This is a genomic window from Hydrogenimonas urashimensis, assembly GCF_016593255.1.
Classification (GTDB): domain Bacteria; phylum Campylobacterota; class Campylobacteria; order Campylobacterales; family Hydrogenimonadaceae; genus Hydrogenimonas; species Hydrogenimonas urashimensis.
Genome location: NZ_AP023212.1, coordinates 1,551,580 through 1,565,780, shown reverse-complemented (window position 1 = coordinate 1,565,780; position 14,201 = coordinate 1,551,580). Strand labels below are relative to the sequence as shown.

13 protein-coding genes and 1 tRNA gene are annotated in these 14,201 nt (G+C 54.7%); 6 read left to right on the top strand and 8 right to left on the bottom strand.

What is annotated here, in order from left to right; all coding sequences use genetic code 11:
* Positions 1–4 precede the first annotated feature (4 nt).
* Positions 5–80, top strand: a tRNA-Ala gene (locus JMG82_RS08035).
* A 381-nt stretch (positions 81–461) separates the two neighbouring features.
* On the opposite strand, the gene JMG82_RS08030 is transcribed toward JMG82_RS08035, so the two are convergent.
* Both JMG82_RS08030 and JMG82_RS08025 read right to left on the bottom strand, forming a co-directional pair.
* Positions 462–698, bottom strand: a complete 237-nt coding sequence (locus tag JMG82_RS08030; protein ID WP_201352189.1) for a hypothetical protein — start codon at positions 696–698, stop codon at positions 462–464.
* A 58-nt stretch (positions 699–756) separates the two neighbouring features.
* The gene (locus tag JMG82_RS08025) at positions 757–987 is read right to left on the bottom strand and encodes a hypothetical protein (RefSeq protein WP_201352188.1); all 231 of its coding nucleotides are present in this window, start codon (positions 985–987) and stop codon (positions 757–759) included.
* Positions 988–1,066: 79 nt separating this feature from the next.
* Here JMG82_RS08025 and JMG82_RS08020 point away from each other — a divergent pair, with 79 nt between their 5' ends.
* Positions 1,067–1,267 (top strand): hypothetical protein, encoded by a 201-nt coding sequence (locus tag JMG82_RS08020; RefSeq protein WP_201352187.1) that lies wholly within the window; start codon positions 1,067–1,069, stop codon positions 1,265–1,267.
* A 418-nt stretch (positions 1,268–1,685) separates the two neighbouring features.
* Here JMG82_RS08020 and JMG82_RS08015 read toward each other — a convergent pair whose 3' ends face one another.
* The 6 genes from JMG82_RS08015 to JMG82_RS07990 form a co-directional block, all read right to left on the bottom strand.
* Complete coding sequence (locus tag JMG82_RS08015; protein WP_201352186.1) at positions 1,686–1,841, bottom strand: hypothetical protein; 156 nt, start codon at positions 1,839–1,841, stop codon at positions 1,686–1,688.
* Positions 1,842–1,903: 62 nt separating this feature from the next.
* On the bottom strand, positions 1,904–2,434 hold the full coding sequence (locus JMG82_RS08010) for a hypothetical protein (protein ID WP_201352185.1): 531 nt from the start codon (positions 2,432–2,434) through the stop codon (positions 1,904–1,906).
* A 105-nt stretch (positions 2,435–2,539) separates the two neighbouring features.
* Positions 2,540–4,846, bottom strand: coding sequence for a molybdopterin oxidoreductase family protein (locus tag JMG82_RS08005; protein WP_201352184.1), 2,307 nt, complete (start codon positions 4,844–4,846; stop codon positions 2,540–2,542).
* Between the two features lie 36 nt (positions 4,847–4,882).
* Positions 4,883–6,478, bottom strand: coding sequence for a DmsC/YnfH family molybdoenzyme membrane anchor subunit (locus JMG82_RS08000; RefSeq protein WP_201352183.1), 1,596 nt, complete (start codon positions 6,476–6,478; stop codon positions 4,883–4,885).
* 115 nt (positions 6,479–6,593) lie between these two features.
* The gene (locus JMG82_RS07995) at positions 6,594–7,016 is read right to left on the bottom strand and encodes a gamma-glutamylcyclotransferase family protein (RefSeq protein WP_201352182.1); all 423 of its coding nucleotides are present in this window, start codon (positions 7,014–7,016) and stop codon (positions 6,594–6,596) included.
* A gap of 132 nt (positions 7,017–7,148) precedes the next feature.
* Entirely contained in the window at positions 7,149–9,071 is a 1,923-nt protein-coding gene (locus JMG82_RS07990; RefSeq protein WP_201352181.1) for a nitrite/sulfite reductase, read from the bottom strand.
* A 140-nt stretch (positions 9,072–9,211) separates the two neighbouring features.
* On the opposite strand from JMG82_RS07990, the gene JMG82_RS07985 reads away from it, so the two are divergent.
* The 4 genes from JMG82_RS07985 (at position 9,212) to JMG82_RS07970 (ending at position 14,111) form a co-directional block, all read left to right on the top strand.
* Positions 9,212–10,489, top strand: a complete 1,278-nt coding sequence (locus JMG82_RS07985; protein WP_201352180.1) for an MFS transporter — start codon at positions 9,212–9,214, stop codon at positions 10,487–10,489.
* A 273-nt stretch (positions 10,490–10,762) separates the two neighbouring features.
* Entirely contained in the window at positions 10,763–12,400 is a 1,638-nt protein-coding gene (locus tag JMG82_RS07980; RefSeq protein WP_201352179.1) for a bifunctional protein-serine/threonine kinase/phosphatase, read from the top strand.
* A gap of 107 nt (positions 12,401–12,507) precedes the next feature.
* A complete protein-coding gene (locus tag JMG82_RS07975) occupies positions 12,508–13,758 on the top strand; it encodes an ammonium transporter (RefSeq protein ID WP_201352178.1) in 1,251 nt (416 codons plus the stop codon).
* Between the two features lie 14 nt (positions 13,759–13,772).
* On the top strand, positions 13,773–14,111 hold the full coding sequence (locus JMG82_RS07970; protein WP_201352177.1) for a P-II family nitrogen regulator: 339 nt from the start codon (positions 13,773–13,775) through the stop codon (positions 14,109–14,111).
* Positions 14,112–14,201: the final 90 nt, after the last annotated feature.

The window sequence follows — 14,201 nt, the reverse complement described above, 5'->3', positions numbered from 1 at the left end:
ATGTGGGGCATTAGCTCAGCTGGGAGAGCGCCTCGCTGGCAGCGAGGAGGTCAGCGGTTCGAGCCCGCTATGCTCCACCATCTTTTCTTCCAAAAAATTCCGACACTCTTCAGAAGACCCTCACAACAAGGGGTTTGAAAAACATTCTCCCAACGGATTTTCAAACAATCCATCTCTGCAAATTTGACAACCGATGTCCAATCTTCTTGCACACGCCCCATAATCCGCATACGACAGGTACCATAAAATCAGACCATATGTAAACTTCCCTAAAATAAAGTAAAACTGATAGGTGCCTTTTCCTGTTTGATTTCTTTGCATCGGAAAGGGGTGACATGTCGGCAACATCTGCCATACAGAGATATCGAACAGGTTCATTGTGGTTACTCAGTATAATTTATCACCCATTTGTGGAAAAGACTGATCACGAAGAGGGTTAGCATGGGGGTTCCTTTCTGCACCTAAGCGGCGATGGGATGGGCAGGCGATTTCGGATCGGTTTCAAGCTGGTTTCGATGATGATTGGAAATTTCGTAAATCAGCCGATCGCTGACGCGTCCGGTCCGCAGAAGTTTTTGCCGGACGATACGGGCCGTATCTGCCGTTTGGCCATAAAGATAGCCGTAACGGCCGTTGATGACGAGAGTATGCTCGCCAAGCATTCTGTTTTTGCGGATTTCGATGGTTCGGATGACCATTGCAGGCACCTCCTTTCAGGTTCGGTGCCATTTTGCATGCCGTCATGACAGCGCTGTGTCACAACTGCTCGATCATCCTTTGGTAACGCACCAGGTCGCACACAATGCCACTCTCACCGATACCTACAATCTTGTTGCGATATATTCGACAGATACCGAAGGAGGTGCTCTCGCCGTGGGCCGCTTCGTTGCGTATCTGCTGGATGGCCCCAAGGGCGTGACGCACCTGGAATTTTATGAAACTTTTCAGGGGGCCGCCGGGAATGTGGTGCTCTAGTGTTCCCCGCATGCGCGGGGATGAAACGGTTTGGGGAAAATCGTATGAAAAGCCAAAAAAACGGTAAAATTTCCAAAAAAAGGAGGCGGCTGTGAAAAAAATCAAAGAATACGAACACATGAAAATGGACTGGTATATCGCCGAGCCTGACGACCCGATTTACAAAGAGGGCTTGCAGAGCGGTGGGATGATTCAGTGCGGGAAACCGAAAAAGCGGAAACGAAAGAGCGTTCCCAGCGGATCCGATTCATTTACACCAAAGAAAACAAAAGAAGTCCGACAAAAATCTTAAAGCATGCACCTATTTAAACGAAACCGAAAAAGCAGAGTCAAACTGGTCAAAGAGAAATTGGGGAAATGCCCCACCGCCATCTATTCAGGCTACAATAAGTGAGATACAATCTCTCAAATCATTTCAAGTATCCTAAAAATATTTGCCAGATTATTTAGTCGACCGGCATCATCGAATCGATCCATCCCACGTTTAGAAAACTGACAAAGACCTAAGAGGGTTTTTTCAACGAAGACAGCCTAATGAAGCCGCCTCATTTCGGTACAAAAACACCCGGAAGAAATAACTGATACCCCTTTTAAACTATAGCCTGACCCTTTTGCAGTTCTCCGTCTTCTTCGAAGGCAGGCTCAATGATTAAGTAGGATTTATGATATTATCTCAATCATCCAAGGACAATCTGGTTCTTTTGGTTTTATCAATCTTTTTTATTCTTTTTGGTTTTCTTCTTTTTCTTTGACGCCACGGTGATCCGGCCCATCTGCAAACCCTCTTTGTATAAAGGGTCGTCGGCTTCCGCCATGACATACTTGAAATACTTGTTGTTTTTGTACTTTTCAACGGGTTTTGCCATTTCTGCCCCCCTTTTTTATACTCTATTGTACCATTTTGGTTCACTATCGTTTGCAAACCCTATTATTTCCCCGAGGCTTTTTTGAATTCATGGAAAACCGGTTTCATCTCTCCGGTTTCCGGGTCGGGATAGAGTATTTCTTTGCCTTTCGCGTAAAACCGCTCGATTTCGATAAAGTCCTCGACGAAGTGTTCGCCGATATAGACCCATCCGGCAGGCAGGAGTATCGCTTTGTTCTTCAGGTCGAATCGGATGCCCTCTTCCTCCAACTCTTTCCGGTAGGACGCATCCGAGGTGGCTTTCTGCCACAATGCATACAGTTTTTCGGGATGATACATAGAGCGCCCCAGAGTTTGCAAGCCGAACATTCTTTGCTCATGCATCTCAAGAAGCCACATGAAACGGATGGGAAAAAGCGGTTCGGATTGATCGTTTTTGCCGCAATTCAATTCGCCATACCTTGCCTCCTCCAAAAGAGATTGGGGCATTTTCCCTTTGAATATAGTGGGCCCTACTTTTTCCATGATATGTCTGAACTGTCTATAATCGCCTGACTGAAGCGCCTCGATCACGCTTGAGAGAAAAAGGCTCATCGCAGTGTCCTTTCCAATAGGTACGATGTTTTATCATACCCAAATAGTGTCGATAGAGAATGTATCTCTATTTTCGCAACCCGTATCAAATCATAAAGGAAAACTTCAATTGCCGACCGCTTGATTTGTGATGTTTGTCTCCTTTTTTGTCACGGCACTCCTGTCGAATGTCAAGGCGCCCGCACTCTTCTTCTGCCGCAGCAGTATGCCTTCGGGGACCTTTTCGCTGTGCAGCTGCACGGCGGTCTGCTTGTAGTTGGGTTCGAAGGATTTGGGGTCAAAAAGCGACTGGGTGAGGGTGTTGACCAACTGGGTATTGAAGTGGAAAGGGACGAAGATGGTCCCTTCGCGTACTACCTCCGTGACCCGGACGATGACATTCTCCACCCGTCCTCTGGGAGAGCTGATCGCGATGCGGTCGCCGCTTTGTACCTGCAGTTTCTTAGCGTCGGCGGGGTTTAGCTCCACCCAGGCTTCGGGGGCCAGGTCGTCGAGGATCTTGATGGTGCCGGTCTTGGTGCGGGTATGGAACTGCTCCACGGTGCGGCCGGTGTTGAGGATGAGGGGGAAGGCTTCGCAGACATCTTCGGGGAGGGGTTCCCAGTCGGTGAAGACGAATTTGGGTCTGCCCTCCGTGTTGCGGGTGGGCATGTCGGGGGTGTAGAGGCGTGGGGTGCCTTCGGGGTACTCGTCGTTGCAGGGCCACTGAATGCCGCCAAGCTTTTCGATCTTGTCGTAGTTCATGCCGCTGTAGTCGCACAGACGCCCTTTGCTGACCCTTTTCCACTCTTCGAAAGCGTCTTCGGGCTCTTTCCAGCCCTTGAAGAGCAGCTCGTGTTTGCCCTCGAAATATTTGGAGAATTCCAGGACGATGTGGAAATCGCTCTTGGAGTCCTTGTAGTTGGGCACCGACTTTCTGGCCAGGTTGCAGCGGCGTTCGCTGTTGGTGTAGGTGCCGGTCTTTTCGCTCCAGGTGGCGGCGCCGAAGAGTACGTCGGCCAGTTCGGCGGTGTCGCTCATGAAGCTGTCCTGCACCACCAGCAGATCGAGCTTCGCCAGCGCTTTGCGCAGCCGCGGCTGGTCGGGGTAGCTCACCAGCGGGTTGGTGGCGACGACCCAGAGGGCTTTGATCTCCCCCTTTTCGATCCCTTCGATGATCTGGGGATAGGCGTAGCCCCGCTGGGATGGCACCAGCTCCTCGGGCACGCCGACGATGCGGGCGTATTCGGCCCGATCCGAGGGGTTTTTGAAATCCCGGTAGCCGGGGATGGAACTGGTGAAGCCGCTTTCGCGGGTGCCCATGGCGTTGCACTGGCCGGTGATGCTCATGGGGCTTCCGCCCGGCTTGCCTAGGTTGCCCGTCATCAGGGCCAGGTTGACGATGGCGCTGACGGTGTCGGTTCCCTGGGCCGACTGGTTGACCCCCATGGTCCAGGCGCTCATGGCCGCATTCGCACCGGCGTAGAGGCGGGCCACTTCGTAGAGGGTCTTGACGTCGATGCCGGTGATGTGGGCCGTCTCCTGGGGCGGGTATTTCTGAATTTCCTTGATGAACTCTCGGTAGCCGGCGGTACGCTCATTGATGAATTTCTCATCCATCCACCCCTGTTCGTGAATGATGTAGCAAAGCCCGTTGATGAGCGCCAGGTCGGTGCGGGGTTTGACAGGGAGGTAGATGTCGGCCATGTTGGCGGTTTTGCTGTGGCGGGGGTCGACGACGATGATGGTGGGCTTTTTGCCCCGGACTTTTTGGTTACGGGCGATGTGGAGCTTGAGGATGGGGTGGTTGTCGGCGATGTTGGCGCCAATCAACATGATCACCTCGGCATGGCTGAAATCTTCGTAGCAGCCCGGAGGGCCGTCGCTTCCGAAGCTCTGCTTGTACCCCATGACGGCGCTGGCCATGCAGAGGGTGGTGTTGCCGTCGTAGTTGTTGGTCTCCAGCCCCATCTGGACGAATTTGCCCAGGGTGTAGAACTCTTCAGTGAGCAGCTGCCCCGTGGAGATGACGGCCACCGACTTTTTGCCGTGCTCGGCCTGGATCTGCTTGAACTTGTCGCTGACGGTTTGGAAGGCCTCGTCCCAACTGACTTGATTAAAGGCGCCGTTTCGCTTGATCATCGCGCCGGGCAGTCTCGTAGGCGCGCGCACCATCTCATGCTCGCTCAGCCCCTTGGGGCAGAGGGTCCCCCGGTTGACGGGATGGTCGGGGTCACCCTTGACATAGACCGGATCGCCCTCTTTGACCCCGATGTAAAGGCCGCATCCCACGCCGCAGTAACCGCAGGTGGAGCGCACCCATTTATCGGGCGCCTTGGCCTTGGCCACCTTGCCGAAGAAAGGGTCGTCCACCAGGGCGTATTTGTCTTCTTTGATGTCCAATCCCAGAAAATTTTTGATCTTTTTTATCATTTCATCCTCTTTTTTAACTAACGTCCAACGACCAAATCAATGCCTCTGATTCCCCGCGAAGAAATTTCCCGCCAGCCCCAGGGGAACCACTGTCGTATAGAAAAGATATCGCCCCAGAAGCTCACTGGCGGTGGCTCCTAGGAAGGCGAAGGCCAGCAACCAGGCAGCCGGAGTGTCCAGCCCCGCCGCCGCGAAGACGATGGCCAGCATCGGCAGCGCGATGGCGAAAATGCCAAGGCTAAGCAGGCGCGCACGTTTGAGGTGGCCGAAATGCTCCTCCAGCAGCCGTTTGGTGCGGCTGAGCTGGTAATAGAGGGGGTTCTCCTCGTCCAGGTATTTGTAAAAAAGCGTCTCTTCGTAAATGAGATACATCTGTGCCATCCCAAGCATCAGCGTCGGGGCCATCAGGGCCAGAAGGCTTCGGGTTTCACCCAAAATTGCCAGCACCACGGCAACCAGCAACAATCCCAGATAACCCGTGCCGAAAAAGCGCAGGGTCGTGCTTTTGCGGTTCCATGCCGGCCTGGCGGGGATGCGGTAGATCATGCTCTGGGCGTAGATACCGTAGATGCCAAGAACAGCGACAGGAATCTCCACCAGTAGTCTGAGCCATGCCGGCGCCCCCAGGTAATAGATCCCGGCCAGCAGGGTCACGCCGCCCGCATACACCCCCAGGGCCGCCGCTTCCCGGCTGAGCCAGGAGGTTTTCAGGTTCTTCATGGCGGTGACGGCCAGTATGGGGCGCCCCAGGTGCAGGGCCGATAGGGGCAGGCCGACGGCGGCGGGGGCCAGTACCGCCAGGACCATCCAAAGCGACGGTGCGGGCAGGTCGAGCCCCAGCAGATGCAGAAGTTCGCCGAAAAAGAGGGCGAGGAATCCGCCGACACTCATCTGGGTCAGGACCGTCATGAAGACCAGCGGAAATTCGGGATGGGCGGGTTTTAGGATATGTTCGTCCGCGGGCCGTATCTCCTCCCCTTCGGGAAGTTCGGGGAGGGTGTAGCGGGTGGTGGGTTTGGTGATGGAGATATCGGGCAGGTGGGGAGCGACCCCCTCTTTGGCCATGTCGCTTCTTATCCACTCCTCCTTGTCCACCACCTCAATTTGGATGGCGCCGGCGGGGCAGGCCTGCACGCAGGCGGGTGTCTGGCCCGCTTCCAGCTTGTCGACGCACATGTGGCATTTGGTGACGATGCCCCGCTCTTCGTGAAAAACCGGCACTTCGTAGGGGCAGTTCCAGGTGCAGTACTGGCAGCCGATGCAGTCTTCATCCACATGGTAGACGATGCCGTTGTCCAGCTTGATGTAGCTGTTGGTAGGGCAGCCGTTAAGACAGGCGGGGTCGATACAGTGGTTGCAGCTCATGGAGTTGAAGAGTTGCAATACGTTGGGAAAATGCCCCGTCTCCATCTCCCCGACCCTACGCCACTTGATCTCGGCGGGGTTGCCGTTTTGCTCGTTGCAGGCCACTTCGCAGCAGTGGCACCCCACACAGGCGGTCATGTCGAAGTGGAAGCGATACTGCTGCCCGGGTTTTAGCTCGGGAATGTCGATGCTGTAGTTGCCGCACTGCATACCGGTATCGGCTTTGTGTTTCAAAAAGGAGTCGATGGGGGTGGGTAGTTGGCTCATGGTCTGTCAGCTCCTTTTTTGTAATGAAACAATTTTATCTCTTTTATGGGCAAAGCAGTGTATAAAAAATAATCACCAATGAAAGCGCATGGCCAAATGAGACCGCTGCAGGCTATCAACGCGAGCCATCGTATTTTTTCTTCCAATAATCGACATAATCTCCGGATGGAATCGTTTCAAGTCCTTCTGTGGGATGGTTGTAAACGTAAAGCCATGCATGGAATGTTTTGCCGTTTCCATCGTACACATCGCTTTTGATTCTTCTGTATTCATGGGGTTTGGGAAAGGAATCGCTGCATCCTTCATACTCATCGAGAATATTCAAAATGTCGTCATGATCATGAAGTTTGTATATCTCTCCATACACTTTGTTTTTTATTGGAGGAGAGATGGTCAGACCGGGATAATTTTCAATTTCGTAAAGCTTTCCAAAAACATACCCCTCTCCAACATAGTCGCATTGCCCAGACAGCAGTTCCTGGATTGGGTGTTTGAAATAGGGTCTGAGAGTTCCGTATACAAAGATGTATTCTTGCATATGAAGCGTTAAACACGAATCGGATGGCAACTTGAATTTCTTCCTCTGCATGAAGAGATGGCCCCTCTTTTTGATCGATTCAACCTAAATGGAAATGAAAGAAGCATATTTAACCTACCATAAAATAGCACATTAGCCAATCAAGCGGTTCGACCTGGCCCATTCCTCAATCGCATGGATCACCTCGGTAAAGACTTCGTACCGTTTCGATGACAGGGCGATCATTTTCATGATGATGTCCCCCAATCCTTTGTCGATGGAGGGGTTGAGTTTGGAGGGGTGTTTGGCCGGGGTGGTTTCGATGGGGTTGTAGAGGTGGGTGCCCTGGTAGGGGTTTTGGCCTGTGAGGGTTTTGTAAAGCCGTGTGCCCAGTTCGAAAATTTCGTTATGTTCGATGTTGGGGGTCCATTTGGGATGGAAGGTCAGAGGCTCGAAGCCTTTGGGCGTGGCCACTTCCACATTCCATCGCAAGATAAATTCGATGGCGCCTTTGGTGTATCGTCTGAAGACGCGGCTTTCGAACTGTTCGAAACGCTCTTTTGGGTTTCGCAAATCGCGGTAGGCGCGCATCAGCTCCGCCACGTAATGTTTCGCTCGCGTCAGGGGAACGGTTTTTAGGATGGTGTAGGCCTCCTCCTGGGAGATGGTCGATTTGCCTCCCAGTTGGATATGCACGCCGTAAACCGTCTGGCCGTTCTCTTTGGCTTTGCAGCCGATGAAACCAATGTCACCCAATTCATGAACACCACACCCTTTGACGCAAGCCGACCAGTGCATCCTGACACCGGCATCCTCAGGCAGAGGAACCGCCTCTTCCAGATAATTCGCCATGTCGATGGCGTCGGATTTGTTGGGGATGACCCCGAAGGGGCACAATTCGATACCCGCACACGCGACCATTTGATTGGTGTAGGCGCTGCCGCGGTTGCTGTATTTGTCATAGGGGGGCTGGGCGAGAAGTTTCTCGATATTCTCTTTGGCGACACCCAGGATGAAGAGATTCTGGGTCGTGGAGATATTGAGTGAGCCGTTGCCGTAGGTTTCGGCCGCCTGGGCCGCTTCCATCATCGCCGTGCCGCTGAAGATACCGGAAGGCACGACCATATGCAGCGCGTAGGTGCCGTCTTTGAGCCGGATGCGGCCGTCGCGCTCTTCGGTTCTTGGCTGCTTGACCAGCGTTTCGCCGGCCGGAGCGAAGTCGCGCTGTGCCATGTCCTTGATGGCCTCCACGAGAGCCTCCATGCCCGCCTCTTTGATGAGAAAGTGGAGGCGGTTCTTGTTGCGGCTGTCCCGAAAACCATACTTTTTATAGACCTTCATAAGCGCTTCGTAAAAGGAAAAAATCTCCTCTTCGGTAACGAAAATGTCGGCGGATTCGGCGATGGCTCCCACTTTTCCCCCCAGGTAGACGTTGAATCCGTACTCCCCCTCCCGGTTGGCCAGGGCGAAACAGCAATCATGCGCGAAGAGGTTGCAGCGGTTGGAGCCGGTACCGCCGATGGCGGTGTTGAATTTTCTGGGAATCGCCGCTATCCATTCGGGTTTTTTGAGCCAGAGCGACTGCATCTTCTCTATGAGGGGGGCCGTTTCGATAACGCTGTCAAAACAAAGGCCGTCCAGCGGGTCGGTGACAATGTTTCTGAAGTTGTCCACCCCTGTCTGCCAGGTGGTGATGCCTACGCTTTCGAGTGTTTCAATGAGGGTGGGAATGTCGGCGATATCCAGGTAGCGCAGCTGCACCTGCATCCGGGTGGTCAGGTCCATGTAGTCGTTGCCGTAGGTTTTGGCCGCTTCGCCCAGGGTTTTGGCCTGCTGGGATGTAAGCCTGCCGCCCGGAATCCGGACCCGTATCATGAATTTCCCCGGCGTGGCGGGCCGGTCGAAAATGCCGAAACATTTCAAAAAAAAGTCCATATCCTCTTTGGCGATGGCGTCGTACCCCTCTTTGGCGTAGCGCTGCAGGGCTTCCCACGCCTCCTGGTAGGAACGCTCGGCTTTTAGCTTTTCGATTTTATTGATTTTCGTATGTCTTGCGGAAACTGCTTTGATTTTCATGTCGCAACCTTTACTATATTGTCATTTGCTGTCGAAAGTTTATCATCGGTTTGAGCATATCTATGATTAATTATTAATCAATAAAATGTTCTTTTTTATGGAACAATTCCGCCATCTCATCTATCGAACGAGGAGAATCGATGAAATTCGGTGAACTCAAAACAGCAGGGCATTTCCCAACCCTGCTGGCGGCATTTCTATATTTCGATTTCAGTTTCATGGTCTGGACGATGCTTGGGCCGTTGGCGACAGAGATTTCCGAATCGCTTGCTATGAACGGTTTTGTCCTGACCCCTTCGCAGAAAGCCACCCTGTTGTCCATTCCGATTCTCTCCGGTGCGATATTGCGTATCGTACTGGGGTTCGGGGTCGATAAATTCGGGCCCAAAAAGACAGCACTGATGGCTCAGGCCATCGTCATCGCGTCGCTTTTTTACGGGTACATCCGTGGCGAAAGCATCACCTACAACGAATTGCTGGCCGTGGCCTTCGGCCTCGGTTTCGCCGGTGCCTCCTTCGCCGTGGCCCTTCCCCAGGCGGGGCAGTGGTATCCGCCCCGGCTCCAGGGGCTGGTTCTGGGATTGGCGGGAGCCGGCAACATCGGCGTCGTCCTCGACTTTCTCTTCGCGCCGAAAATCGCGGAGCTTTGGGGATGGCAGGCGGTTTTCCTGGTCGGCGGCCTCCTTTCGCTTTTCATTTTCATTCTCTACCTTTTCATGGCTAAAGACGCGCCGCCGAGTGTTTACAAACCCCGTCCCAAGAAGATCGGGGAGTACCTGAAGCTGCTCAAAGACAGGGATACCTGGTGGTTCAGCCTCTTCTACGCCGTCAGTTTCGGCGGATTCGTGGGGTTTGCTAACTACATGAAGGTCTACCTTATGAACACCTATCAGGTCGACATGAGCGCTTTCGGCGCCCAGTACCTGGGAGAGGAGAATGTGAAAGTCGTCGCCGGCTATTTCGGCGCGCTCTGCATCTTCGCCGGGGCGGTACTGCGGCCCGTGGGCGGCGGCATCGCCGACAGAATGGGCGGCGTGAAGTCGCTCTACATCTTTTTCGGCGCCGTGACACTGCTCGCTGTGCTCAACGCGACGGTGGTTCACAGCTTCTATTTCGCCATTTTGGTGCTCTTTCTCATCATGGCCAACCTGGGGATGGCCAACGGAGCCGTCTTTCAGCTGGTGCCCCAGCGCTTCGGAAAAGATATGGGCATCATGACCGGCATCGTCGGATGCGCCGGAGGCCTGGGCGGCACGGCGCTCATCAAGACGCTGGGATGGTCCAAAGGGGCCTTCGACGGCTACGCCGCCGGCTTCTTCCTTTTCGCCGGTGTCGTGTTGCTGGCCATCGTCGGCATCAGCCTGGTCAAGACCCGCTGGCGCACCACATGGGGACTGACGGCCGGGGGCAGAATCTGATTTGTCGTTAGTCGTCAGTCGTTAGTCGTTAGTCGTTGGACGTTGGCATCGACCGTGGCTTCTGTTTGAAAGTTACAACTTGTACCAATGCCTCATGCCGATTTGCGAAGCAAATCTCAATGCCCAATGCCTTAAATAGACTTGAAAGAAAAGATTGGGTATTTATTCAGACGGCTTGATTTTGGAGAAAAATTTTGTGATTTTTGAATGTGGAATTCGAAACCCGATAACCAGCGACCAACGACCAAAGACCAATGGCAAAAAAGGATAAAAATGACCTCCTCGCTTTTCCGCACTTCTAGCTTCTCCCTCGCCAAAGGCAAAGAGCTGGTAGGGGACGATTTCGCCGCCGTCAAAGTGATGGAAGACGGTGTCTGCGTGGGCATCGTCTGTGACGGGGTCGGCAGTGCCGATGCCGGCGCGAAGGCGGCCCAGCGGGCTGTCACCTACATGATGAACAGTTTCAAGTCGCGTCCCCGCTCCTGGAGCATCGAAAAAGCCCTCCGCCACTTCATCGAAAACATCAACACCATCCTTTATCACAAAGGGCTGGAGGAGTACGAACGGCCCGAATATCTCACGACGCTCAGTATAGTGGTCATCGAAGAGGGGCGGCTCTACGGTGCCAATGTCGGAGACAGCCCCATCTGGCTGCAGCGGGACGGAGCGCTTTTGCAGTTGAGCGTCCCCCACACTTTGGAAGAGGAGGGGATGCACCAGGTGTTGACCCAGGCGGTGGGCCTGACACCGACGGTGGATATCTACCTTTTCGAGAACAATCTGCGGGCGGGAGACCGGCTGCTGCTGGCCAGCGATGGACTGGAAGCGGTGCTTTCGACCGAGGAGATCGCCCAAAAGCTGTCACTGGGGGCCACGTCGTTGGTGAAACAGGCTAGCAAGATGGTCAAAGACGACCTCCCTGACGATACGACAGCCGTGGTGATAGAAGTGGTATCGGAGAGTACCACCTGTCGGCTCAAGAAGATCGACCTGCCCATTCCGCAAAAGCTGCACAAAGAGGAGGTGATCGACGCATACCGTCTCATCAAGCCTCTGGTCGCCAACGAAAGGACATGGCTGGCGGAAAAGAAAGGCGTCAACTATGTGATGAAATTTCCTCCCGTGGAGGCGGCGGAAGACGAAAAACTGCTGGATCTCTTCGTCCGGGAGGCGTGGAACGCGTCGCGCCTGAAGGCGGGCTTTTTCCCAAAAGCCGTCATCCCCCGCAACCGTACCGTGCGCTACTACGTCATGGCTTACGAAGAAGGGCTGACTCTCAAAGAGTATATCCGGCGCCGCCCCCTGCCGGTGGAAGAGGCGATCCAACTGGGAAAATTCCTGCTGCAGGCGTGTCAGTATCTGCTGAAATTCGACCTGGTTCACGGCGATATCAAGCCCGAAAATATCATCGTCACCGAGCGGCGGGGTAAACGTCTCTTCAAACTGGTCGATTTCGGCTCCATCGTCGAAATTTTCTCCATCGCCTCCCGGGCGGGCACCCCCAGTTATCTGGCGCCGGAGCGCTTCAGAGGCGACCCCATCAGCGAGCAGAGCGAAATCTTCGCCATCGGGGTGACGCTCTACGAAGCGCTGACTGGCAAATTCCCCTATGGGGAGATTGAACCTTTTCAGACGCCGGTTTTTGGCAAGCCGAAACCTTTGCGTCATTTCAACAAAACGGTCCCGGCCTGGCTGGAGTCGGTCGTGATGCGGGCCATCGAAAAGGAGCGACAGCGGCGCTACGAAGTCTACAGCGAGATGCTGTGGGAATCGACCCATCCCGACAAGGTCAAGCCCTACTACCCGCCCGACATCTCCCTTTTCGAAAAAGACCCGGCGAAGGTTTACCGCATTCTTTTTGTCGTTTCGCTTTTTTTGAATATCGTTTTGAGCCTTTTTATTATTGACTGAGATACGACGCAACATCAGTGATTGATTAAAAAATAGGCAACATCTTCCCCAAATCACTATCCGATTTTTCTATACTTGCAGCGTACAAAACTTTCCAAGGAGAATTCATGAAGAAATGGATACTGGCACTGCCTCTGCTTCCGGCCATGGCGTTCGCGGATGAGCTCAACAGCGGCGACACGGCCTGGATGATCGTCGCGACGGCTTTTGTCATGCTGATGACGCCGGCGGGACTGGCACTCTTCTACGGCGGCCTGACACGCGGCAAGAACGTGCTCAACACGATGGGCATGAGCCTGGCGGCCTACGCGGTCGGCACACTGGTCTGGGTGATCGCCGGCTACTCCATCGCCTTCGGCGACGGCGACTTCATCGGAACCGGCAAGCTGATGCTCTCGGGCATCGGCGCCGATACGTTGAGCGGGTCGATTCCCGAACTGCTCTTCGTCGCTTTCCAGGGGACTTTCGCCGCCATCACCGTGGCCATCGCCAGCGGTTCGATGATCGAGCGGGTCAAGTTCTCCACCTTCGTCGTCTTCGCGGCACTCTGGATTCTGGCGGTCTACGCACCGGTCACCCACTGGGCCTGGGGCGGCGGCGAGACACTCAACTTCGGCGAGATCGACTTCGCGGGCGGTACGGTCGTTCATATCAACGCGGGTGTCGCGGGCTTTGTCGTCGCGATGATTCTGGGACGCCGCAAAGATTACGAAAAAGCGGCCATCAAACCCTTCTCCCCCATCTTCGTGGTCCTGGGTGCGATGCTGCTGTGGTTCGGATGGTTCGGCTTCAACGCCGGGTCCGAAGTGGCGGCCGACGGTACGGCGGCTTCGGCGTTCCTGGTCACCAACGTGGCGGCCTCTTTGGGCGTCATCGGTTGGGTGCTGGGTGAGTGGATCGTCTTCAAAAAGCCCACACTCGTCGGCGGCGCTTCCGGTGCCGTCGCCGGTCTGGTCGCCATCACCCCCGCTTCCGGTACGGCCGGAGTGGGCGGCGCGATCATCATCGGCCTGGTCGGCGGCTTCCTGGGCTTCCTGGCCGTCTCCAAGATCAAGAAGATGTTCAAGGTCGACGATTCGCTGGATGCCTTCTGGGTCCACGGCCTGGTGGGTATCTGGGGCTCCATCGCCACGGCGCTCTTCATCGCCGAGTATGCGATGCCCGAAAACTACAGCCTGGGCAGCCAGCTTGTCAGCCAGCTCGAGGCGGTCGGTCTGACCGTTGTCTACAGCGGTGTCGTCACGGCGATCGTCTACTTCATCGCCTCGGCAGTCACCGGCGGCGGACGTGTGGACGAGGAGACCGAGACGATGGGTCTGGACGAAGCGGTCCACGGCGAACGCGCGATGAACCTGTAAGCAAGGAGCGATGAATGAAAAAGATCGAAGCGATTATCAAACCCTTCAAACTCGAAGACGTCAAGGATGCCCTCGCCGAAGCGGGCATCACCGGGATGACGGTCAGCGAAGTCAAAGGCTACGGCCGTCAGCAGGGCCACAGCGAACTCTACCGCGGTGCCGAGTATGTGGTCGATTTCCTGCCGAAAGTGAAACTCGAAGTCGTCGTCAAAGCCGAAGAGGTGGAGACGGTGACCCAAAAAATCGTCGAGACGGCCCGCACCGGCAAGATCGGCGACGGCAAGATCTTCGTCAGCGAGGTGGAGAAAGCGATCCGCATCCGCACCGGCGAAGAGGACGAAGAGGCGCTTTAGGAGCAGATAGAGCGGGCTTTGCCCCTCTATCGCTTCCCGCTTCTTGCTTCTTGCTTCTTGCTTCTTGCTCCTCACTTCTTCGCCATATGA